The organism is Bacteroides luhongzhouii, from assembly GCF_009193295.2.
Classification (GTDB): Bacteria; Bacteroidota; Bacteroidia; order Bacteroidales; family Bacteroidaceae; genus Bacteroides; species Bacteroides luhongzhouii.
Map to the genome: position 1 here is coordinate 54,751 of NZ_CP059973.1, position 23,940 is coordinate 78,690.

Consider the following 23,940-nt stretch of genomic DNA (forward strand, 5'->3'; position numbering starts at 1 on the left):
AATGGAGGTTTGCTTTAGAGTTTATCAAAATTGTCAATATCACTTTCTACCGTTATGCTGTCCACCACTTCCGATGCATGACCATACTGATAAACCAGACCGACGATACTGAATATAGCCGACAAGTAAGAACCATACAACATCAGGATAGAGAACAAATATTGCGCAAAGTTCAGTCCGACTGATGAAGAAGTCGCACCTCCGTCACTCATCGTAAAGACCATTTTTACAATATAGATCACATACCAGGGTATAGAAACGATTCCTTGTAAGACACTGGCAATAAGTCCCATCACCATTAAAACCAGAAAGACACCACCCCAGGTAGCAAATCCCAACCGGAATGTTTTTGCAAATGCCTCGCTCAACGAGATGTCTTCAAATAAATAGATGGGAGCCATTAATGCCAAAGGAACCATAAACGCGAATAAAAGCGGGATGGTCAAAATGAGTGTGAAAGGTGTTAACACAGCCAACAAGACAACAAGGACCACAGCAAAGATGAATAAGAAGCTGCAGGCAATCCCCATTAAAAATAGTCTTTTAATATTACGGAGCAACAGCGATTTAATATCACCGAACGCAATCCCGTTCAGGCGTTCTTCCCGTTCGTTATACAATCGTACCATCGCATAAACCAAGGAAGTCATCAGCAAAGCTCCCAAACATGAAAAAAAGATAACTCCTGCATAATTCAGCGCGAATGAAGGTCCCAGAGCTGCTAAAGGATTATCACTTATTCCTCCGGATGCCTGCATGGCAGTAAGATCTGTCATGCTTCCCATCAGACCGCTAAAGTTTGCGGCTTGAATTAAGCATACGGGAAGTATCAGATAAGTTGAATACTTAAACAATTGTTTCCAATTCTCTTTTATAAAATCAAAAGAAGCGTTCAACTTCTCACCGAAAGGACGTTTCACGTACATCGCAATCTTAGGTTTCTGTGATTCCATGTTGTTTTTTATTTGGTAAATAAATATAGTAGAATATAATAAATGCCAGAGAAGTGAATATCACGCCAAGCCTCAACAGATCGGGAAGCTCTGTGTGACGGGTAAGAAAACCTTCTATAAAACCTGCCATAATGAATACAGGAACAGTGCCGATCACTATCTTCAAGCCTCGCTTCGCTCCTCTTCTGAAAGATTCCAGTCGGGAGTAGGTGCCGGGAAACAGCCAGCCGTTGCCTAGAGCTAATCCGGCGGCACCGGCCACGATAATTGCCCAAATCTCGAGCGTTCCGTGCAACCAGATGGCAAGACTGGATTCCCACAACAAATCGTGTTGATAAAAGAATGTTTGAAAAGCTCCTACCATGATACCATTGGAGAGAAGCATATACCCTGTTCCAAAACTGGTCAGCAATCCCATTGCAAAGCAGTTGAAAGAGACCATCACGTTATTAAGTGTAATGCCCAAGAACATCGGAACTTCAGAAGAGCCGTTATATACGGCCATCGGCTCACCATTGGCAATATTGTCGAGCGTCATATCCACATAACCGTTTCCCAATATCAACCGGACAAAATCCAGGTCATTCGCTGCTGATAATACGCCGATTAATGCGCTGGCAACAAAAATCAGAAAGGAGGTCAGTAATTCGCGACGTGCATCGTGCATGGTTCGTGGCACTTCCTGTGTCCAGAAGGTGATAATCCGTGTCCACTTCTCGCGTTTATTGCGGTAGATTTCGTTGTGCAACGCTGAAGCCAGATTATTCAGATAAATAGTAATGCGGGAAGTTGGGAAATGTGTTTGGGCAAATGCCAGGTCAGCCGTCAAGTCCGTATATACATCGGCGAGTTGGTCGGGGGACAGACTTGCCGCCCGCTCCACAACTTTCTCTGTCTCCTTCCATTTTTCAATGTTCCGACGAATAAACGTTACTTCTTTCATGCTTTTCAATAGATCTCGGATAAGTTTTGTCCGAAACCGGAAGCAAAAATAAGAGAATTATGATATATTTGCAACGGAATCCTAAAAATGTTTAACCTGAGATGGCAGAATCTACGATAATAACCGGACAATTCGTTCGTATCAGTCAAACGCCCGCCAGTATCGGCGAACGATTGATGGCTTTAATCATCGATTATTTTCTGATCGGGCTTTACATTTTATCCACTGCTACACTCTTGTCTAAATTAAGTTTACCATCAGGATTCAGTTTGTTCTTTTTTCTGTGCGTCGTTTATTTACCGATTCTGGGTTATTCTTTTCTTTGTGAAATGTTCAATCACGGACAGAGCTTCGGCAAAAAACTCATCAATATCCGGGTCGTAAAAGTAGATGGTTCTACTCCAAGCATCGGCTCTTATCTGTTACGATGGCTTCTTTTCCCAATTGATGGTCCCATCACGAGTGGCCTTGGACTTCTGGTCGCTTTATTGAATAAGAACAATCAACGATTAGGGGATCTAGCTGCCGGCACTATGGTAATTAAAGAGAAAAACTATCGTAAGATACATGTCAGCCTTGATGAATTCGATTATCTGACCCAAAATTATCATCCGGTATATCCGCAATCCGCCGATTTATCTCTCGAACAAGTGAATGTAATTACCCGAACTTTGGAATCCGGTGAGAAAGACCGGACAAGACGTGTCATGGCACTTGCTAAGAAAGTACAGGAATTGCTTTCCGTTACTCCTCGTGACGGTAATCAGGAAAAATTTCTTCAGACTGTACTTCGCGATTATCAGTATTATGCATTGGAAGAAATATAACTTGAATACGCTGTTTCAGACTATTCTGGCAAGGGATTATTCTCACTGCAGTGAGAATTAATACTCATAGTAATGAGTATTTTTTCTCATCGCAATGAGAACTTTTTCTCATAGGCATAAGAATGCTTGAGAAAAAGCACCACACAAAAAGGGGTATACTCACAGAGCACACCCCTTATCTTAATTTTATCTACAATGAGACCGAACGTCGTTTAGTCCACTTGTCCCAGAGAGTTTCCGTATTCCATTTCTCCCTGAACCACAAAGAGGACTTCTTCAGGATCGTATTCTCCTATTTCATCCTTTTTGGCTTCCTTTACAATGTAAGCCACAACCTCTTCCAAATCGATGTTAACATAACCGTCTTCATCGGGTTGAGCGTCGAGAATGCCACTTTCAGAGTAATACTCGTCGATTAAATCGAGAAAATAATACAATTCATCGTCCGAGAACTTCTCTTTCAGTTCTTGAGGCAGATAGTTTTTGATGAACTCGATGGTCTTTTCGTCATCGGCATCTGCTAATAAAAAATCGTCTTCCAGTCCCATTTTTTTAAGTATTAAGTGATAAGTATTATCGACTATAAAAGCTTCTTCACCTTTTCTGCGAATACCGGTTTGCCAACTGCACCTACCTGCTTGTCTACTATTTCACCGTTCTTGAAAAACAATACAGTAGGAATATTACGGATACCATATTCAGCAGCCATATCACCATTTTCGTCTACATCGCACTTACCGATGATTACTTGTCCTTCAAACTCCGCAGCCAATTCTTCAATGATAGGAGCCACCATCTTGCATGGGCCACACCAAGGAGCCCAAAAATCTACAACAACCGGTTTTCCTTCTGCAAGAACCTCTTTATAGTTGCTGTCTGTAATTTCTAAAGCCATTTTTTTTAAGTATTAATTATTAAACGTTATTTCGTTAGCTTATTCTCGCCACAAATATAATCAATTTATTCTAATCGGTGATATTCTTTTCCGGTGTTTTATACAGCCCATACAAATGGTAAGAACTAAAGAGATGCAAGCATACAGTGATAGATTCCTATTTCTTCAAATAATTCTTCAGACGACATTTCTCCAGATAACGAATGCCTTCAATGACTGCTTCTGCATTAATCATGGCTCCTTCTTTAGATGTATGTACCATATCCATATAATGAGACTTGGTCTTCTCTTCACCAATCGTTTCGAATTTCTTCGCAGCAATATCATTCAAATCTACAAAATACGCATTTTCTTGTTCGGCCACTTCTCTTGACCATTTGGCATAGGTTTGACTACAACGCCTCATTTTACCATCCTGCCATTGATTGGCAGGCGTATGAGAAAGAATAATCACTTCAACCCCTCTTGCTTTAGCCTGACGAATATACATACGGATATAGTGTCCATAACTGAATACTTCTTCTATACTTCCGTCACGTTCAAGAACGACTTTTTGTGATTTATCGTCTGTCCCTTTCAGTGCTCCCCGAGCTAGTCCGGTATTTAACGGACCACTGTCATTATGACCAAAGTCTATAATCAGATAATCGCCTTTCTGCATAGCCGGCAACAGTCTATCCCACAAACCTTCTGTATAGTAAGTACGGCTGCTACGCCCTTCCATGGCACAATTCTCAACTGTGATACGGGATATATCGAAGAAAGCCTGCAAAAAGCCTCCCCAACCCCATCGGCCATATTCACCGTTACCTGCCCGGTATTTCACCGTAGAATCTCCTATGACAAATACCACCGGAGCTTTTTTATCCAAGCGACTCAACCCAGCTACAAACTGAAGCGGATTCCCCGGTTCTGAATAAGAGAATACAGGCAAGTCACTCCGTTGAATTGTAGGATAAAAGCAAACGGCACCATCGTTCATGCGCGGATGCTCGCGTTTCATCAAATTGACCATTTCCGCTCCTGCCCAAATAACCGGAGCATAACCTTGAGCAGCCAGCGCACTCACCGGACGATGATAATAGAACGCCGGATCAAAACCGATACCGGTCTTTACACAGGTACCTTCTACTTGTCCGTCGGCGTTGATAACAGATGAGACGGCATTCCATCCCAGCAGAGCAACCGGACCATAAACCATCGCATCAACCCACCCCTTATTAATGGCATGAGCAATAGCACAGACATAGAGAGCGGTAGACGAAGTTTCATCATAAGAGTCATTACAGTCGGATAACTGATGCCAGAAACCATTCTTGCCTTGACAAGCCGCTACTCCCTTAATGTGCTGCCGCAACAAGTCCATCAGATGATCTCTGTCCGGATGTTCTTTAGGCAATACATCAAGCACTTCACAAAGTGTCACCATAGCCCATCCATTCGCCCTTCCCCAATAATAGGCAGGATGTTCACTCATGCTTTCGACCCATCCATGACGAAAAAGTCCTTTTTCGGACACAAACATACGACCGGCAAATTGATTGACCTGTCGTACAGCTTCCTGAAAATATTTCTGTTGGTCATACGCTAAATAACGTCCTCTTAATGCCAATGCAGGGATTCCTTTAAACATATCATCCAGCCACAAAGTGTTACGAAAAGGACGATTACTGGAAAATGTGCCGTCAGACAATTTTAAAGATTTATACATAACAACATTAAAACAATTATCTATCAAAGATTGTAGCTTCAAATCCTTATTCATCATTTGAGCTTTTGTCATCGCAGCACACATTGCCCCACAGTCATCCAAAGTGCGCGGAGCAAGGAGTTGGATCATAATACTATCGGTAGTGCCATATTTCTCATACACAGTCTTAAAATGAGGTGTCACTTCTGCTAAAAAATTGAAGCGTTTATATACATAGTCGCTATAATCCACCTCTCCCGTAGCTTCTGCCGCAGCAAGCATAGCTGAATAGACAGCTCCCCATTCAGTGCTTATCAAACTGAAAGCACCTCTTTCAAGTTGAGCATTCTGATCCATTTTGGTATATTCGGTGATGATTTTCCCATTCTGTTTATTAACTACATGGAAGGGAGTATTCTTTTCCAAATAAGTTAACACAGTTTTCATGTTCAGCTTAATTTCATCCACTGTCACCACACCATAGTTTACCAAACGACTCGACTTTACAAGTTCCCGACTACAACCTGCTTTCTCTTTCTTTTGAGCCATTGCCTGATTTTCTAAAACCAGCAACAATAATACTATTATAGTTACTATTAATCGATTCATCATTCTAACCTTGTTTTGTATTTATCCAATAAAAAGTGAGCGTAATTCATCAAGTCCCCTTCAACCTTACGTTCCACTTTTTTATTTGAAGAAACCCAGTGATCCTCAAACTGCTTAATAGCATCATCCAGTGCTTTCTGATTGAATTCTGACTTACTCTCCACTGCGTGCAACACAGCATCTATATACATATTCCAGCGTACCGAATAATAATCACTAATCAATCCGGACCATGTTCTGCTGGCATAGTCATTCAAGGTTCCTCCCCAAGTAGTCACCAGATTCCGGGCATTCCTCTCATAATAATCCTGAATTACAGGATCCTGACTCAATCCTCTGGCATCAGAAATCCATTTAGATAGAGAGGTATAATCATGATATGATGTTAGTTTGTCTATATCAGCCAGAAGCTCACGCATTTCAGAAGCACGCATATCCAGAGCTGCCAAATCTTTGGTCTGATACATTCTGTCAAACTCATTCTTAACTGTCAGGAAATAATTGCCCAATAATTGTCTACCAACAGAAATCACATCTATTCTCAAAGCGTCACGACGTAAATCCGGGGCATTTAATAAATTCTGCCATACTAATAAAAGTTGTTTGTTAGAGTAATTTGTTTTTGTACGTCCACTATTCTCTCCCATTTTAGGACGGTAGGTCGGCAAAATCCCGGCTGTTTTAGGTACTTGCACATATATGTCATTAAATAAAATCTGCCAAGCCTCACGCACCGGCAAAGATACACTCCCTGCATGACGGTCTGCCAACGCATTCACCCAAGCTTCATCATCCTTATTCGTGCACCAAGCCTTTTCAAGAATATATTCATAAGGAAACTGAACGACATCAAGTCCTTCTAACGTGGAACCAATCCCCTTCATATTATCTCCTCCTTCTCTCAATGCGATATCCAGCCGTCTGCCACTCTCTTTTACATTTCCCGTAATAGCCGTATTTCCTCCAAAATTTCCTAAATAGCACCAAATAAAAGGTTGACCATGAAAATAGTTTGTAGATTTCCACAATTCAACGTTTTCACAATGGTAATCCAGTAAGAACATTTTATTTTCAGGAACACCTTTCAAAAGCGCTTCAATTCGAGGAGCGGTCCACTTCTTCCGATCAAAATAAAACATCCAGGTCATTTGCAACCACTCGGCTTTAGGGTCGGCTTCTGTCAAAGTATGATATAGTTTCGATGACACCTTTCCCAGATAATCAGGTTCCCAACTTGGAGGATCAACTTCATTAAAGGGATCTACCCCATAAATATGATCTGTTCCAAACAGGAGAGTCTGCTCTTTCAAGAACTTCTTTTGTATCAAAGAAAATAAAGGCTCTTCAGGATTCAAAAAAGAACAATGATATTGTTTTGAGAAACCGGCCCATTTACCTAAACTCTGAATATTGGCATCTGGATAAATTCGTTTTAATGCTGCCGGAACATGCCCATTAAATGCAGGTAATACGGGTTTCATATTTAATTCCCGTTCACGGGACAATATTTTTTTCTGCAAATCAACTTGATTCTCTAACCATTCTATTGGTAATGGTCCATTCCAAGAATCAATATTTGCCATCCGATGCCAAGGTAAATACACAGGTCCGGTGAAATAGGAAAGAATCTCCTTATCATGCAAACCGATTTCCTTCCATACTTTATACCACACTGCTTCTTGTCCCGTTATGGCTAAAGGCATATTGATGCCGTTAAGAGCCATCCAATCTATGAACCGCTCCCAATCAGCCCATTTCCAAAAAGGCATACTATACCCAAAAGTACAATAGTTTAAAAAGAAACGCCGATCTACTTTTGCGGGAATTTCTATCGGCTCTGGAATTTCAGGTAAAGTTTCCGGCATTTCCACCGGTTGACTGGCATACCAGGAAACCGTAGTCAAACAATAGTACTTCAAATAATAATTCAAACCAACAGCCATCGAATTAGCATTGTTCCCACTTATCTGTATTTTAGAGTTACTTATGGACTCTATCCTAAAAAGATCTTTCTCACTGTCTGTTTTCTTAAACTGAAACTGATCCACATAAGTTGGAATTAATCGTTTCAACATAGATTTGGCAACTAAAACATCACCATTCGACTTGGCTTGAATGGGCAAAGTCACCATTATAAACAACAAAAGAGAATAACAAGCATTCTTCATCTTTCAAATATTTAGAGTAAACTATATATACAATTTATCACGCAGCGTGGAATATCACAAAGCCACAGCATCTCTCACCAATTTTACAGCCTCATCCAGAGGTTCTTGAAAGGGCTCCGTAGTATTATGCCATGGTGTAGTTATCCACTTTTCCTCCCAATCATCCTTTTTTTTATCGGAAAAATAAAGTTGCAAACGAGGTATATAATAATCCTTTATTAAACCAGACCATGTACGCGCAGCATAATCTTCCTGTATTCCTCCCCACGTTGTTATTAAACGTTTTGCATTTGCTTCATAAAAATCTTTTTCCACTACAGACTGACCGCAGTTTCTAGCCTGTTCGACCCACCTGTCCAGTCGATGAAGAGGATGAGACAGAAGCAGTTTATCTGCCTGCTGTAACAAAGCAACAACCTTTTCCAATAGTTTATTAGCCTCATTCTTAGCACCCATCTGTTTCTTTTCCAATGCTTTTACATATAATAAATCGGCTTTTGCACATAAGTAATAAGAAGCAAATTCAATAGCATCATATTTATAAAGATCAGATTCTTTCAAATTATCAGAGCAACTTAAAAACAATTCTATGGCATGAAAAAAGTCATCACTCATATCCACTTTGCTCTTTCTCCTACTATCAGGTACAGCAGTTTGCCAAGTAAAACGGGGATAAGAATAGAATGTACCATATGAGCTTTTTCTTAACAAACTCCATGCCTCACTCATCTTCTTCGGATATCCCCCATAACGGGCTATACAATATTCTTTCAACCATAAATCCAAATCTATGGCAGATTTACTCCACCCAACATCTGCAAGCAGTTCATATATGACCTCATTATTCTCAAGACCTTCCGGTGCAGAACCGAAACCAACTAATTTTTCTCCATATTTAGAGTGCAAGGCCTCAATCGAAGCTGATGCATATAATCCCAAATCTCCAGTCAACAAATTCTTACCTCCAAAATTCGGAACATAACTAAAGATCCATTTCTTACCATAAAATCCTTCATGCGCTTTCCAAGTTTGTTCCGTCTTCCATACCCACTTCGGGAATTCATTCCCCAAATCGATTATTATCATCTTATCATCCGGCACATGACTTAACAAAGCTGTTAAGCTTTCCTTGTCCCAAAAAGAATGATGATAGCCGAAGGTCCACCCTTGAGTCACCCATACTGCATCAGGATTACCTGCAGAGATAGATTTGTAAATGGTTTCACCATATTGGGAAAGCAACTTATGTTTTCCTTCCGTATCATCTTTCGCTACGGGAAGCTCCATCTCATTAAAACTATCCGACAGGTAAAAATCATTTTTCCCGAATTCTTTTTCCCACTCTTCCACAAACATCTTTCCTATCTCCACAAAAAAAGGAGAGTCCGGAGGCAATACATAGGCATTGTATTTTTCATCAAAACCTCCCCATTTCAAATGATTAAACTTTATCTCCGGGTGTTTCTCCACAAAGGCCATAGGTACAAATCCTGCAAAAGCCGGTGCGATGGGATGCATATTCAATTCTCGCATCCGATTTAAAATTAAGTGTTGCAGATGTATCTGATCTTTTTGCCAGCTGTCAGACAGTCCTCCATCCCAAGAATTCAAATTTCCCATGCGATGCCATGGCAAATGAGCCGGAGCTGTAAAAAAAGACTGTATATCCTTTTTATCTAATCCCAAACGCAACCACACACGTTCGGCTATGGCCTCTGCCGCTACTGTAGCCAAAGGCAGATTTACTCCATGTAAAGCCATCCAATCAATCTCCTTTTCCCAACGTTCCCAATTCCAATAAGGAGCAGTATAGCCATAAGTACAAACATTCAAGAAATATCTATAATCATACGGAGTCGTTTGCTTTGCCGAATTATACTCCGGCCATGTTTCAGGTAAAGAAAGGTGCTCTCCACTCCAGGTTTTCATGGCTCCACAAACATTTTTCAGGTAATATCGAAAAGCAAAACATAAAGCAACTTGGCTACTTCCACTAATGGTCAAGACTCCTTTAGAAGACTCTATCAAGAAGGTCTCTTTCCCTTCACAAGGTTCTATCATCTTAAAAATAACATTTTTAAGACCATCCCCAAATTGTCTGTTTATTACTTTTTGTGCAGGAAAGCTTTTATCAGTAGCAACAGCCATAGATACCGATAAACAATAAGTATAAACAAGCAACAATAACATACTCTTCTTACCAAACAAGTTTTTCATAATACAAAATTATTATTAAAGTAACTAATCTATTTAAAAAGTTTACATGTCTGCCAAAGCTTCAAACAATAAGAATTACTGCACCTTAAACAACGAATCAAATTCTGTCCATTTTCCCAAAGCCTTGGCCATCTGTGCAACGCAATAATCGTCATAAATACCTTCCAAGAGTTTGGACACTGTCTCGCGACCATTATCGATATCCGCACAATGTATAATCATCTACAAACTTCTGTTCAGCCTCAAGCACATTATCCTTTATATTGTCCACATTCCAACTTCTACCATATTGTAAATCAATCAATAGATGAGCCGTTTGATTATCTTTATATGTATAACGATGATATGCGACGTGATCCAAAGCTGTTAATTCAACTCTGACCTGATGAGTGATTAACTCAACAGCATAATAGCCTGGCGCAGCCTGTTCCGCTTCTTTCTTATAAGTCGAACGAAAATCAGAACGTTTTCCTGTCCTTTTCACTTCACCCGAATAGGGCAACAACAAAATATCAGACAATGACGGGCAACCCACCCCGTTTAAATGAGTTTGAGTAAATCCCCATATATATGGATCACTATATTGATAACCGGAAATATGCTTCCCTTCATAACCTGTATAATAATCAGAAGTAGTCTCCGGACTAGGTTGAACAAATCCTAACGGTCTAATAGCACCAGGAAAACAATTGCCACCCCCCTGAGTACCTATAAAAGGATTTACATATTGCGTATAATCCTTTAAGCCAATAGAGGCATTGGCATATAAGCAGTATAATAAATCGAATATAAATATCCAGCAAAAATGGCGCATCTTAATAGAATTATCAATAATCACAACTAATCATCAATGGAAAACTTATACTTTGTATATTGCAAATATTCTTCATCAGTATCTAAAAATACAGATGGAAAACACTTCCAATGTACCGCATCCGGGTATCCTTGAGTTTCTAAAGCAATTCCAGCATTCGCATAATAAGGAATATTACCTTTTCCCACATCAGAACCATCCATTAAATAACCTGTGTATACCTGCAAAGATGGCTGATTGGTATAAATAGATAATCTCCGTCCACTATTTTTATCGTACAATTCTGCAGCAAGCGAACGGTCATTTTCATTACATAACGTATAAGCAAGTGAGAAACCATTCTGTCGCTTAATCCCTAAGTAATCAGTCACTAAAGCATCAGAAATCTGTCGCGGTTTCCTAAAGTCCAATACAGTTCCGGCTACAGAAATCAACTCTCCTGTAGGAATCAATTCATCATCACAAGCTATTATTTGAGATGAACACAATCTAAGACTATGGGATAAAACATCTTTATTCTTCCGAACTCCAGACAAGTTAAAGAATGCATGATTTGTCACATTTATAGGCGTTACTTTATCAGTTGTAGCTTTACAAACCATTTCTATTGAATTATCGTCCGTTAATGTATAACTCACAGAAATACTTACATTCCCGGGATACCCTTCCTCCCCATCTTCAGACAAACAAGCAAAAATGACTGTTTCTTCTCCTTTTTCATTCTGCTTAACCGAACTATCCCAAAAACGATTATGAAATCCTAAAATTCCTCCATGCAGATGATTAAATGTAGGTTTACCATATATATCATTGGCAGCCAAATCATAAGACTCCTCACCTATACTAAAATGAGCATTTTTAATACGCCCACAAACACGTCCGACAATAGCACCATAATATTGTTCAGAAGCACATTCATAGCCCGCCAAATCACTGAATCCTAACAAAACATCGTCAAAACAGCCATTCCTGTCGGGAACAAACATATCTAACCAGCGCGCTCCATAGGGCGAGAAGCGGGCAACTAAACCATTGCTATTCCTAAGTGTAATCACCTGCTCTTTCTTATTATTCGTCTGCCTGTTTATCATAGCTGAAGTAGAAGCTCCAATCATTTTTTTATTTTATAAATGCCCATTTATTGATGTTATATCTCCGTCCACTGAAAGAACCTTGACGTTTGTAATAGCCTTTTCCCTTTTTAACTCCCAATGTCAACCAATTGTAACAATTCTTATTTTCAAAATCATAACTAACTCCGTCATCTTCAAATAATGTACATTGCTTTCCATCAGGATTGCCATAGACATGGCAGGTTATATTAAAAACGGAAGTTTCAGAAACAAACTGCAACGGATCTGCCAAAGGTAAAATTGTACCGTCTTTAACGAACAAAGGCATTTCATCCAAAGCAATGGCAACTTCGTATTCTCTACCTCCCTCGTAACGTTCATTCGTATTAAAATTATACCATGCACCTGCCGGAAAATAGACTTTTCTCTTTCCAGTATCATCCAGTAAAGGGGCAACCAGCAAATTATCTCCCATCATATATTGATCTGATAGATTCAGTGTTTTAGCATCCATAGGAAAATCCATCAACAAAGGACGAAATGGAGGAATACCTTCCATATGATAACGGGCAAATGTATCATATAAATACGGTAACAACCTCATGCGGGTATTTATAAGTTTGCGCGTTATATTTTCCATTTCAACACTGTCGGCCAAAAAAATTCCAGTATTATTCTTATCTTTATCATATTGCAACCAGGGAGGATTCTGCAGGAACCAACTATCTACCACAGCGTGAGCCGACAACAACACTAGTTGCAAACGTCTAAAAAATTCAGATTTAGATCCGGACTGACGAACTTCCGGAGACCACAACAAACCACCAAAAGCTGAGTTACTGATCATTTGAATGTAATCTTTATATCCATAAATATCACTATATAAAGAAGCCGGAACCGAAGAAGCGAACAAACCGGAAGAGCGATAATCTTGAAAGGTTCTCCGATTCTCGCTTTCATACATATCATTTAATGTTCTCAAATACAATAGCCCCAATGCCTGATGCATTTGTTCACCATCCATCCCGGAAGGGAAAGTGCTCATTTCAGGAAATCCCCAGGTTGAATTGCCTACAGAAATATCAGAATTATCACACTCATCCAATTTGAATCCCGAAATACCTTCTCTCATGAGCTGTTTATGATAATCAGAGAAACGCTTTCTTGTTTCCGGCAATGCAAAATCCGGGACTAAGCCACCCCAAACCAGAAAATCTCCTGAATAATCTTTTAGCGGCTCCCACAATGGTGATGTAGGATGTACATATGCATGTTCCCAAAGATTCACTTTATAGTTATTCTCATTCAGGGCTTTTAACATTGAACGATGATTTGGAAAACGTTTCTCATTCCAAACATAAGAACAAGAATAAGCTGCGGTATGCCATCCCGGTTCCAGTCCAATCACGTCACAAGGAATCTTCTTATCTCTGAAATAAGCCTGTACCCTCATCACGCCTTCTTGAGTAAAATCTGTTTTCGTTCTATATTTGAATCCAAGTCCCCACATCGGAGGCAAACAGCCACCTCCGGAAAGCAGATTGTATTTCTGGACAACTTCTTTTACATTGGAAGCTTTAAAAACAAAAACTTCAACTCCTTTACAATTGGGAATATCAATATAGACATAATTGCCTGATTTCTTGTTTTCATAAAGTTCTTCTGTTGAATTCTTTACTTCACCATTTGAAGAAATTATTTTCTTTTGGGTATGTTTTTCAGTATGCGTGCCACAATAAAAGGTTGTATAGCGCAATGTATTAATCAGAATGCCATATCCTTTGCTTGAAATATAAAATGGCTGAGGGGCATGCGTGTATCCTAATGTGTTCAGAGGATGGTCATTTACTATCGGTTTTTTCTTCAGTCCCCTCTGTTGGAATGAACCTATTTGAAGTCCAAAGCCATAAAGCTGTTCGTCATTCAGCAATGGTATACGCACCCGTCCACCACGGCTAGAAATTTGCAAGTCTATATCTTCCAATATAAAAGGAAGCGTACCTTCAGGTAGTTTTTCCAAACTTCCCTGTTTGGGTTTCTTCGGACAAAAATCATAAGGGGTATGTTCGTCCGGAGTTCCTACAGACAAACGGATAATTCCGTTACCCAATGTATCTATTGAAATTTTATTATATCCGTATACAGACGTACAACACCAAACGAATAAAACGGAAAGAAATATTTTCATATTATATTTTTTAATGAATTTATTTTTCTAACAAGACTTCCTTTCATCTTACGCTTCTACCGAAATTTAGATATCTAAGGCAATCAATCAACAAAAGTCCAAATGGCTTTAATATCCATTTTTTTACCTTTGGTTCGAATAATCAACGGGTAGACATCTTCACCTTTCTTCAATCCTTTAGGTGGAATACCGGGAGCTACTCCAATAAATAATTCATACGGAGAATGAACTACTAAAGAGAGTTTTGTTCCATCACTCATAGAAAAAGAAAAGGTGCCTTTACCAGGACTCCTACGTACTTTTGATATCCTTTCATATTCAAGTAATGTGTCTTTCCTTTCTGACGGTAGAGAGATGGAATCACGCAATATCAATGTATAGTCATAAGTATGTTCCACATCCGACTCACATGTAAAATGATCTACCAACTTTATACCTTCTAAGGAAAGAGTGCGATGCATATTCACTCCTACATATGCACTGTCAGACACAGCCTCTATTACACCTCCGCGAGAAGTCGGCTTAAATAATACTATTTTCCCCTTAGATGCTTTTTGATCTTTCTTATCAATAGTCACTGTGTTATGAGATATTGTTTTTCGATACCAGGCATAGCAATCCGGCACACCATAAGCTGTAGTTCCCAAGTCCGGCAGGATTTCCCTACGTCCGTCATGAATGCTGATAGACAATTTATCCGGATGTCCATGCAACCCACCACTGGGACCATTCTTCAGAACAACCGTTTTATTCTTAGAGCGCAATACACCAACACCTAAATCGGGAAATAAATGACTACTTAAAGAAACTCCGGAATCATGACATTTCAGCTCCATTCCATTAATTAACGCATCTGGTGATTTCCGTTCTATTTTCTCATAACAAGCTGCCAATACATCTATTATCTTTTGATTTCCTGTACGCAAAGCAACTATTTCATATAAGCCAGCCTGTTCTAACAATGTTGTTCCATACCAACCGTCGTTTTGAGAAGGAAACATTAGATCCGAGTAAAGCATATTGACCGGAGACAAAAACATATTAATAACCTTCTCGTCATACAGGTTTATATGACGACACCTTACTGCCTCAGCAGAAAGAAGAATAGCCCTTAAAGGGTAAAAATGATAAACAACCGATCCTTCATTCCACCAGCCATCATTATATACATTCTTTTTCTGCATATCATAATATCCCAGATCCGGTTTGTTTAAAGCAGCATTGATGATAGAATCATTTTTCAAAGCAACCCCTAATGCTATTATTCCTCCATTATGCCAAACTTGCCAGTTCCCCTTATCGCGGCTGGATAGCAGCAAGTCTGCACAGGGACGCAGGAAACCTTTTTCTATTTGAAGACGTTCTTGCGGTGTCATTTCTACAGAAGCAACCAAAAATGCACGGGCCGCATCTATAGCCCATACAGCTTCATCCAAGCTTTGGGAGAACAGTTTGCCGCTAGTGCCCGGAGTATATTTTCGCTCCCGGTCATGGATTTTATAGGCAGGATACTTATGAGATAAGTCCAAGAGCATGGAAGTTATATTATCCGCATATCTTTTTTCATCTGTGGCTAAATACAAATACATATTCGCCTTCAAATAGTCCAAGTTAGCTCCATGAACAAAATTCACCCATGCCCAGTCATACCTGTCAACATCACTCCATTTCTTCTTACATACTGTGCAATAGTGCGCTTTGGGGCTTTCCCAGTCAAATACAAATTGGGTGTTATGAATCGGACAAAAATAATGATGCCCATGCCCACCTTCCAAAGCTGGTATAGCTAATGAATGTTTTTCCCTTTCCGCAATGGTTCCAGCAAGTTCACCCAAAATTTTCTTCCCCCACTTTGTCTTAGACGAGGATTTTATATTACTGATATCCTCTGCAGAATAAAAATAAAAATTCTCATCTTGTTGGGCAAAAGCTGTTCCAACAAAAAATAACAAGTATATAAATAAAACAGATTTATTCATCACTGTTTGGCTTACCATTATTATAAATTTTATTCAAACGGATTAATGCCTCTATATAATAATAATCAGCATATATGATTGACGCATCTATTTCCGTTCCACCAGGCTTATGTCCTGTGGAATGAAGAAGAAACGCATTATTAGTTTGTCCGCCTCGATAAGCTGGAGAAGATAATGCCTTTATCATTTCTACTGCAGAATTAAAATAGGCATCCGCCTTTGCCTTGTCTTTCACATACGAGCTCAGTTCTAACAGTCCCGAAGCCACCACAGCAGCTGCCGAAGCATCACGAGGTTCATTGAGTAAATTGGGAACATCAAAATCCCAATAAGGAATATAGTCCTCAGGCAGTCTTTTCAAATAAATGTCTGCCGCCTTTTGTGCTATCTCCAAAAAAGACGGTTCACCCGTTTCTCTATAACACATGGTGAAACCATAAATAGCCCATGCCTGTCCCCGTGCCCACATTGACTTATCCGCATACCCTTGATGTGTTAATTGGCTGATTCGCTTCCCATTGATTGTGTCATATACAACCACATGACAGGTACTGTAGTCTTCTCTGAACTGATTTCGTGAAGTCACCAGCGCATGGCTATAAGCTATATTGTACAAATCTTTGCCTCCCCCGTTTTTAGAAGCCCAAAACAGGAGTTCCAAGTTAAGCATATTGTCAATAATCGTATTATGCGGCCATCCCTTTTGTTTCCGCATTCCGGGCCACGAGTGAATCGTCCCCACTCTCTTGTCAAACAAAGTGGCTAGCGAATCAGCTGTACGAAGCAATATTTCTTTGTATTTTTGCTCTCCTGTAAGCCTGTAAGCATTGCCGGAACTACAAAACATCATAAAACCCAAATCATGATCATCGGCTTTACGATCTACTACAGGAAACAGGGCTGAAGAGTAACGTTCAGCCTGTTTCTTGATTTCATTATCACGCGTATACTCATACACATACCATAAAATACCCGGCCAGAAACCACTTGTCCAATCATAAATGGAAGTACAATTCCATTGTTTTTGTCCCTCACCGGACAAAATATTCCGTGGCATTCGGGTTGTATCATTCAACACTGCAAGACTTTTTTTAGTTTGTTCCTCACAATAATTCAATGAAGAAGCCACATCAAAATCAGAATGAGAAGAACATGAACAGAAAAGTGCAAGCAGACTACCTAATATACATTTCTTCATATCACTTTTTCAATTCTTTAATAATCATTGTAGCACCACCACGAGGTAAAAGCGACAAATTCAGTATTGTCCGACTGGTTACTTTCTTCGTTTTAATATCCACATGTGTTCTTGTTTTTACTTTTTCGCCTCCATCTGTAAATAGAGTCAGTTCATACTTCTTGTTTTTATCCAAAAAGTCGAGAGAGATGTCCAAATCTCTTGCATCATTATTAGTAATGCATCCGACGTACCAAACACCCTCTTTTTTACGGGCCATCGCTATATATTCTCCAATAGCACCATCAAGCGTCTTTGAATCATCCCATGTAGTGGGTAAGTTATCAAAGAAAAATAATTCGGGTTCATCTTTTACATCTTCCGGTGTGTCGTACCAATACAAGAACTGCAAAGGACTGTAATTAATAACGGATAATGCCATCTGATGGCAAGAGGTATTTAGCAATGAACGTGCATTTAGACTCTGTGCCAATCCGGGTTTCAGCTCTTTTCTATGATAATAACAAACTGTACAGTCTGCTGCGCCACTAATAAAGCGAGTAAACGGTAATGTGGTATTATTTACCCCATCAGGAAATTCTTCATTGCCTCTCACACCTTCTTGAGTCAACAAGTTTGGATAAGTGCGACTAAAACCGGTTGGCCTATATTCATCATGAATATCAACCATCAGGTGGTATTTCGCACATTTCTTAACAGCCTCGTGAAGCCAGATATTCCACCTGAACGAACCGACATGAACAAAACCAAATTTAATACCAGCGATCCCCCAAGACTCATACAATGGTAGAATCTCATCCAAATGTGCAGCAAGAGCACGTTGATTGACATACAGCCACACCCCAACTCCCTTACTTTTTGCATACTGCACAACGGTAGGTATATCCAAATCATTCACAGAACAACGTTGCGGATCAACGTCTGACTTTCTGGGATCTGAATCTTTTGAAGTTTCGGAGCCATACCAGCCTGCATCAAAATGAATATAATCAAGATTTCTTTTTACTGCAAAATCCACTACTTTTTTTGCTCCCTCTGTTGTCAAAGAAACAGTACGGATAATGCGTCCGGGCTTAATCCATTCCGTATCCTCTATTTGGCAAGCCTGGTTAAGGTTCAAAATAAGATCATTATTGTTGATTAGGTCTTTAGGCTGTTCACCCACCATCACCACTCTCCAAGGAGTTTCAAAGGGAGCTATGTCTTCCACAGCATCATACATTTTACAACGAATCACATTACTTTCACCTTTCCGCAACACAAACTTAGTTCTACTATAATTTACCATTTCCGCTTCTGCCAGACTTGCATACAATCCATTTTCCAATTGGAGCGTCAACGGTCTCTCGGCCTCACCCGGCCAGTCCTTCACTAACATACGTTTGTGCTCTGCTTGAGCAAAAGGCGCAAACCAGCAGTAAGTATTTTCAGGGACGACAAAAGTTGTTTCTTCTTTACTAATACGCAGATAAGAACTGCCTAAATATTTATATCTAAAACCAATACCTGAATTATAAGCTCTCACAATTAATGCAAGCCGACTCCCCCGTCCTTTTATTTTCAACGTATAGTTATATTCTTTGTAACAATCCTCGACTACGGCTCGTTCACCATAAACCGGATGCCAAGTCTTATTTACAGATAAAGAGTCAATACGCTCGATTTCCAGATTTTGCGACCAACCATCTATACCAAGTTGTGACTCCAAAATGACAGGCTTTCCTTTATAAGAAATCTTGTATTTCAGCAAACCGCCTGCCTCGTAGGCAGAGAATGCAACATTATTATCAGGAGAGAACAAAACCTTGACGGTATTCTCAGCGTATCCCGACATCATACTTAATATGAAAAGAAGAATAAAACTAAAAATCTTCATAACCTTATTTTACTTATTAACTAATTCTATTTCAGACACAATCGGCAAATGATCGGAGAGCAATATATTCTCTACTTTAGAAGAGAGTAGTCTCCAACTCTTTTGGGGATAACCAAACAAATAATCTATCTTATTCCGAGGATGCTTGGAAGGGGATGTCAATACGGTATTATCTGAAAGAGACTGCCATGTCTTAAAATATTTTTTTATCTCGTCAGAATCCGGTTTTGTATTAAAATCTCCCCCTAAAATAATAGGGAAACGCTTTTCTTCCAGTATTTTGGTAATCACCTTCAACTGCTCGGCACGAGATTCAGAAGAGGTGTAGTCCAAATGGGTAGAAGCGACTATAATTGTATCTCCACTTGGCAATTCCATCTCAGCCATCAACAGTGCACGTGCTTCATGCCGGACATCCTGTTTAGGCAACATAATCTTTTGTACATTTATATACGGATATTTAGTCAACATTCCAATGCCATAAAAACCACCCGCATAAGGTATAGTTTTGCCATACAGAGGAAACAGCTTTGTGTAATAGCCCAGCTCCGTTATAAAGTTCTTGTCATGCTGATGTGGTGTTCTCTCACGTCTGGTCATGCAATCCAGTTCTTGTAAAGCAACGAAGTCCGGTTCATTTCCAGCAATAAAATCTGCAATATTCTTCAATGAAGAAAGCTCCCCAAAACGCAGATTATAAGTCATGACCTTTAAACGCACTGGTTCCTGGGCAGACAAACAAGAAAACAGAGAGGTAATGAAAAAAACAAGAAATATTTTCAGTTTCATAGTTCCAATTCAGCTTTAAACTTATCACTCCAATTATAATTACTAATAAAATAACAGGGGCTAACTAAAAAGTTCTATTTACAATATTCTTTCTACATATGTCTGTAGTCAGAGGGGGGTATTAAGTTAAAACTTTTTAGTCAGCCCCTTTATGAATAGCTTCTACCTTGCTACTTGATTCTTTCCTTATCCGAAATTACAATGGAAAAGGAGCATAGGGTGCTATAGACCCACCCGTATTTGCAGCACGTTCATCTGTCAATGGATACTTCACATCAAACACCATAGTCCAATGACCATTAGCTTTCTTTGTCACACTTTTCACATAAAAAATGGCAAATGCAACATTGCTGACACCCACAGCTGGTGATACAGTCGGATGGGAATGAGTACCCCAACCGAAAAGGAAACCTCCCTCTTTCTTACTTGTATCATTAAATGTATCGCCCACCCGACGACTTGCTGTGTAAATCTTATAATTTTCACCATCAGGAGAAGGAGGTATGATACTTGATTCCAAGAATTCTTGCAACCCTTGCTCAGATGAGATAGCATCAAACGCATCCTTAGTTATTTTTCCCCGCTTAGCAGATATAAAGGCATAAGTCAATGTCTCAAAACCAGTAATATAAGGTTTAGATGCATTATAATAAGCATCACCTGCTCCATAAGCATGAGGTGACAAAGGTTGAACCCCATTTCCTTTGTTTGCCAAGTAAAAATCAATTCTTTCTTGTTTATTTATCGCTGTTGATACACCAAATACAGGGGTTTCTTCAAATAATGCAAGGAAACAAGCATTATCTGCAGGGTCTGTAGACATAGTAACATCTGTCAAAGAAGCAACTCTGGATGCACTTAATACCTTTACTCTGGGTTTCTCGGTAGTTGTTACATTTCCTTGATTGGCTGCAACAATCTCCACAGATTCCATCCCCTCTTCACCTGTTAACTGGATAGAGAATTTAGCTTCATTCCCTTCACTGTCAATGAGAGGTAATTCTGTATAATTGCCCAATGAACCATTTTTCTTTATTGCATATTTCACGGAAACGATATCAGAACCTGATGCTATTATTCCATCAATTGACTTTACCTTACCTATAATAGTTCTGTTCAATTCTGTCAAATCACTGGTAAATGTCAGGTCCAAGAAATCTTCCATCACTACATTCAGAACTTTAAATTCTTTAGTAGCAACTCCACCATGAACATTAGCTGCTTTTACAAGAACAGACTGTAAGCCAGCCTCTACCGGAATAGAGAGCTCAAAATTAGTAGAAGATAAACTTCCTTGAACTGCCTCTTTTTCCACTCCATTAACCACCGGAACAGCCCAAACTGAAGCCAGTTCGTATTCGCTCTGAATCTCTCCTTTGATATTGAAAGGAATGCCTACGCAAACCGTCTTTTTCTGGTCAACATTATCCTTAAATGCTAAAACAGGAGCGTTTCTTACTTCTGCAACAGTAACCGTTCTCTTGTACAATTGATCGTTTTTGTCAAATACAGCAAAGAATATATGGGACATATTCTTGACCACCGGAATTTTAACTGACAATATATCATTCGATGATTTTTCAGGAACCGGAATATCTACCGCATTACCAATCACAACCTTACCTTCATCATTTTTCACGCCCACTTTGTAATAAGCACTCTTTATGCCGGCCTCAGAGGCGACATACAAGGGTATCTCCAATTCACCATTTTCATCCAAATATTCGTATTGATCCGGAGTATCCTTTAAATCAATAGAATAACTTACATAATCGTCGTCATAGTCACATGCTCCCAACAAAAGTGAAAACACCATAACAACAAATAGATTTATAAAACTATAGTTTTTCATAATGTCTGTTTAATAAAGATTTTCAATGAAATTAATCGGCAAGAAGATAGAGTATTTATCTCCATTCAGTAATAAATCTAAATCAACTTGCCAATTAATAATTATCTAAATAATACCTATATCAACAAATTATCAGAATCCTGGATTATTGGGGAACTCTGCTTGGGAATTCGCATCAATAACCGATTGGGGAATAGGACCTAGGTTATTTCTTTCTCGCACTGTCTTTGCAGAAGCCTCATAACCAAACCTCTTAACCCTATCGTAAAGCAGTCCCATACGGCATAGGGTAAGTGTACGGAATTCTTCAGCATAAAGTTCACGGGCTCTCTCATCCAGTAGATAATCAATGTTCACATCTGCAGCTTCCACCGGTTTTGCATTGGCACGGTTTCTTACTACATTGATATCTGCAGCGGCTTTATCTTTGTTGTCATTCTTCAAATACGCCTCAGCACGTATCAAATAAGTTTCAGCTAAACGAATAGCGTACCATTCCATAACAAAACCATTAGCCGGTTCGGCAGCATAGTGCCAATCTGAACCACATTTCATGATACGAGGATAAAAACGCTCCATTGTATCTTGTCTGGTAGTTAGCCACTCTTTCTTAATAATATCACCCGGTCTCAGTTTTACTACAATATTTGTTCCATCCTCCAAAGTCACACCTGTTTCGTAAACCTTATTAGGATCATCCACTTCAACACCATTAACGATTGGTTTAGGAGCTCTATAAATACGATTGATATTGAATTCCGCATTACGCTGATCCTCCGAACCTGATTTTCCCCACAAATCATAACAGAAGTACGGAGTAGGACGTACCCAAGAAATACCACGGCCAGTCCAGTCACGGGCATTTCCGTCATAACCAAATTTTGTAGTTCCCCAAAAAGCTGGCCAGAATACACGTTCTTGATCAGTACGGGTAGCTAAACCATCATTTAATCCACCCTGTACGAATTTATCTACCTGAATAACCCAAATAGACTCTTTGTTTCCAGTCTGATAACTAAAATTCGAGAATCCATCTTCGCTTTTCATTTGGAACAGATCCCAAAAGGCATCCTTCCCTGCTACATCCTTACGCCATCCAAAGCGTTCTGTCATCAAATGATACTCTCCTACCTTTTGGTCAATTACCATAGAGGCTGCATCTATCGCTTTTTGATACATGCTCTTATCGCCAGTTTCATCCCCAAGAGCAATATACATCTCTGCTAAATAATGATAGGCAGCTGCCTGAACCACTCTTCCTGGCTCTGTTACAGAAACCGGAAGGTTCTTAGCCGCAAAATCAAAGTCCTCGATACATTGTCTATACACATCCTCACGACTATCACGTGTATAAGCAAGGGATGGAGTTCCTACCGGCTCCGTCAGGATAGGTACCCCTCCAAACAGAAAACCTAAATAACGGTAACAATATCCTCTAAAGAAACGGGCTTCTGCCTGGGCCGCCAACTTTTCAGCCTCATTGCTCCATCTTACATCCGGATTTTCCGTCTGCTTCAACAATGTATTCACATTATAAAGCATACCAAAATGACGTCCATAAACAACACGGTAAATATCTGTGGTCGAATTTACCAAACTCCAGTCTGTATACATATCCATATCAGAAACTGGACGAAACATAATATCCGTACCAATACCAAATTGAAAGAAATAATTAGGATCATCCCTAAAATTATAATTCTGACGAACAATTCGGTAAAATTCATTCAAACCAGTTCTGAACTGGGAAGCATTTAAATAAGAATTATCGACTGTAAGAAAATCATCTGCATTCTCCTTCAAAAAATCACTGTCATTACATGCACAGAGAGAACAGAGTGACAATGCCAAGCATATTAATTTTTTCAT

At 39.5% G+C, this 23,940-nt stretch carries 18 protein-coding genes and 1 pseudogene; 1 reads left to right on the top strand and 18 read right to left on the bottom strand.

All coding sequences use genetic code 11. The features are described from left to right. Window positions 1-14 precede the first annotated feature (14 nt). Together GD631_RS00265 and GD631_RS00270 are read right to left on the bottom strand one after the other, a co-directional pair. Window positions 15-953 (bottom strand): hypothetical protein, encoded by a 939-nt coding sequence (locus GD631_RS00265; RefSeq protein WP_143257726.1) that lies wholly within the window; start codon window positions 951-953, stop codon window positions 15-17. Beyond that, on the bottom strand, window positions 934-1,896 hold the full coding sequence (locus GD631_RS00270) for a stage II sporulation protein M (RefSeq protein WP_143257725.1): 963 nt from the start codon (window positions 1,894-1,896) through the stop codon (window positions 934-936). Before GD631_RS00270 ends, GD631_RS00265 begins: the two co-directional genes overlap by 20 nt. A gap of 101 nt (window positions 1,897-1,997) precedes the next feature. Here GD631_RS00270 and GD631_RS00275 point away from each other — a divergent pair, with 101 nt between their 5' ends. Further along, on the top strand, window positions 1,998-2,723 hold the full coding sequence (locus GD631_RS00275; RefSeq protein WP_143257724.1) for an RDD family protein: 726 nt from the start codon (window positions 1,998-2,000) through the stop codon (window positions 2,721-2,723). Between the two features lie 212 nt (window positions 2,724-2,935). Here the strand turns inward: GD631_RS00275 and GD631_RS00280 are convergent, their stop codons facing one another. The 16 genes and pseudogenes from GD631_RS00280 to GD631_RS00350 form a co-directional block, all read right to left on the bottom strand. Next, entirely contained in the window at window positions 2,936-3,271 is a 336-nt protein-coding gene (locus GD631_RS00280; RefSeq protein WP_004306577.1) for a hypothetical protein, read from the bottom strand. Between the two features lie 32 nt (window positions 3,272-3,303). Next, window positions 3,304-3,618, bottom strand: a complete 315-nt coding sequence (trxA, locus tag GD631_RS00285; protein ID WP_004306576.1) for a thioredoxin — start codon at window positions 3,616-3,618, stop codon at window positions 3,304-3,306. Window positions 3,619-3,775: 157 nt separating this feature from the next. Then, window positions 3,776-4,471 (bottom strand): rhamnogalacturonan acetylesterase, encoded by a 696-nt coding sequence (locus tag GD631_RS22380; protein ID WP_370511892.1) that lies wholly within the window; start codon window positions 4,469-4,471, stop codon window positions 3,776-3,778. A gap of 66 nt (window positions 4,472-4,537) precedes the next feature. After that, window positions 4,538-5,917 (bottom strand): annotated as a pseudogene (locus GD631_RS22385) (glycoside hydrolase family 88/105 protein); the annotation flags it as partial. After that, a complete protein-coding gene (locus GD631_RS00295; RefSeq protein ID WP_143257723.1) occupies window positions 5,917-8,085 on the bottom strand; it encodes an alpha-N-acetylglucosaminidase in 2,169 nt (722 codons plus the stop codon). The gene GD631_RS00295 and the pseudogene GD631_RS22385, both read right to left, overlap by 1 nt. Before the next feature lie 54 nt (window positions 8,086-8,139). Continuing rightward, a complete protein-coding gene (locus tag GD631_RS00300; RefSeq protein ID WP_244983370.1) occupies window positions 8,140-10,233 on the bottom strand; it encodes an alpha-N-acetylglucosaminidase in 2,094 nt (697 codons plus the stop codon). A gap of 144 nt (window positions 10,234-10,377) precedes the next feature. After that, on the bottom strand, window positions 10,378-10,524 hold the full coding sequence (locus GD631_RS00305) for a glycoside hydrolase domain-containing protein (protein ID WP_143257722.1): 147 nt from the start codon (window positions 10,522-10,524) through the stop codon (window positions 10,378-10,380). Beyond that, entirely contained in the window at window positions 10,496-11,116 is a 621-nt protein-coding gene (locus tag GD631_RS00310; RefSeq protein WP_143257721.1) for a hypothetical protein, read from the bottom strand. The genes GD631_RS00305 and GD631_RS00310 overlap by 29 nt, the downstream gene beginning before the upstream one ends. Before the next feature lie 26 nt (window positions 11,117-11,142). Beyond that, window positions 11,143-12,231 (bottom strand): aldose epimerase family protein, encoded by a 1,089-nt coding sequence (locus tag GD631_RS00315; protein WP_143257720.1) that lies wholly within the window; start codon window positions 12,229-12,231, stop codon window positions 11,143-11,145. 4 nt (window positions 12,232-12,235) lie between these two features. Further along, window positions 12,236-14,377: a glycoside hydrolase family 31 protein gene (locus GD631_RS00320; RefSeq protein WP_143257719.1), complete on the bottom strand. Its 2,142-nt coding sequence runs from the start codon at window positions 14,375-14,377 to the stop codon at window positions 12,236-12,238. 83 nt (window positions 14,378-14,460) lie between these two features. Beyond that, entirely contained in the window at window positions 14,461-16,212 is a 1,752-nt protein-coding gene (locus GD631_RS00325; RefSeq protein WP_185911541.1) for an alginate lyase family protein, read from the bottom strand. Between the two features lie 136 nt (window positions 16,213-16,348). Next, window positions 16,349-17,554: a glycoside hydrolase family 88 protein gene (locus GD631_RS00330; protein ID WP_143257717.1), complete on the bottom strand. Its 1,206-nt coding sequence runs from the start codon at window positions 17,552-17,554 to the stop codon at window positions 16,349-16,351. 1 nt (window position 17,555) lies between these two features. After that, the gene (locus GD631_RS00335) at window positions 17,556-19,430 is read right to left on the bottom strand and encodes a glycoside hydrolase family 97 protein (RefSeq protein WP_143257716.1); all 1,875 of its coding nucleotides are present in this window, start codon (window positions 19,428-19,430) and stop codon (window positions 17,556-17,558) included. Between the two features lie 9 nt (window positions 19,431-19,439). Continuing rightward, complete coding sequence (locus GD631_RS00340; RefSeq protein WP_229067726.1) at window positions 19,440-20,135, bottom strand: endonuclease/exonuclease/phosphatase family protein; 696 nt, start codon at window positions 20,133-20,135, stop codon at window positions 19,440-19,442. Between the two features lie 280 nt (window positions 20,136-20,415). After that, complete coding sequence (locus GD631_RS00345) at window positions 20,416-22,071, bottom strand: hypothetical protein (protein WP_143257714.1); 1,656 nt, start codon at window positions 22,069-22,071, stop codon at window positions 20,416-20,418. Window positions 22,072-22,203: 132 nt separating this feature from the next. Next, a complete protein-coding gene (locus tag GD631_RS00350; RefSeq protein ID WP_143257713.1) occupies window positions 22,204-23,940 on the bottom strand; it encodes a RagB/SusD family nutrient uptake outer membrane protein in 1,737 nt (578 codons plus the stop codon).

Excerpts from the sequence above, each read along its gene's own strand:
- GD631_RS00265 (WP_143257726.1), bottom strand. The coding sequence starts at position 953 with ATGGAATCACAGAAACCTAAGATTGCGATGTACGTGAAACGTCCTTTC.
- GD631_RS00270 (WP_143257725.1), bottom strand. The coding sequence starts at position 1,896 with ATGAAAGAAGTAACGTTTATTCGTCGGAACATTGAAAAATGGAAGGAG.
- GD631_RS00275 (WP_143257724.1), top strand. The coding sequence starts at position 1,998 with ATGGCAGAATCTACGATAATAACCGGACAATTCGTTCGTATCAGTCAA.
- GD631_RS00280 (WP_004306577.1), bottom strand. The coding sequence starts at position 3,271 with ATGGGACTGGAAGACGATTTTTTATTAGCAGATGCCGATGACGAAAAG.
- trxA (WP_004306576.1), bottom strand. The coding sequence starts at position 3,618 with ATGGCTTTAGAAATTACAGACAGCAACTATAAAGAGGTTCTTGCAGAA.
- GD631_RS00295 (WP_143257723.1), bottom strand. The coding sequence starts at position 8,085 with ATGAAGAATGCTTGTTATTCTCTTTTGTTGTTTATAATGGTGACTTTG.
- GD631_RS00300 (WP_244983370.1), bottom strand. The coding sequence starts at position 10,233 with ATGGCTGTTGCTACTGATAAAAGCTTTCCTGCACAAAAAGTAATAAAC.
- GD631_RS00305 (WP_143257722.1), bottom strand. The coding sequence starts at position 10,524 with ATGATTATACATTGTGCGGATATCGATAATGGTCGCGAGACAGTGTCC.
- GD631_RS00310 (WP_143257721.1), bottom strand. The coding sequence starts at position 11,116 with ATGCGCCATTTTTGCTGGATATTTATATTCGATTTATTATACTGCTTA.
- GD631_RS00315 (WP_143257720.1), bottom strand. The coding sequence starts at position 12,231 with ATGATTGGAGCTTCTACTTCAGCTATGATAAACAGGCAGACGAATAAT.
- GD631_RS00320 (WP_143257719.1), bottom strand. The coding sequence starts at position 14,377 with ATGAAAATATTTCTTTCCGTTTTATTCGTTTGGTGTTGTACGTCTGTA.
- GD631_RS00330 (WP_143257717.1), bottom strand. The coding sequence starts at position 17,554 with ATGAAGAAATGTATATTAGGTAGTCTGCTTGCACTTTTCTGTTCATGT.
- GD631_RS00335 (WP_143257716.1), bottom strand. The coding sequence starts at position 19,430 with ATGAAGATTTTTAGTTTTATTCTTCTTTTCATATTAAGTATGATGTCG.
- GD631_RS00340 (WP_229067726.1), bottom strand. The coding sequence starts at position 20,135 with ATGACTTATAATCTGCGTTTTGGGGAGCTTTCTTCATTGAAGAATATT.
- GD631_RS00345 (WP_143257714.1), bottom strand. The coding sequence starts at position 22,071 with ATGAAAAACTATAGTTTTATAAATCTATTTGTTGTTATGGTGTTTTCA.
- GD631_RS00350 (WP_143257713.1), bottom strand. The coding sequence starts at position 23,940 with ATGAAAAAATTAATATGCTTGGCATTGTCACTCTGTTCTCTCTGTGCA.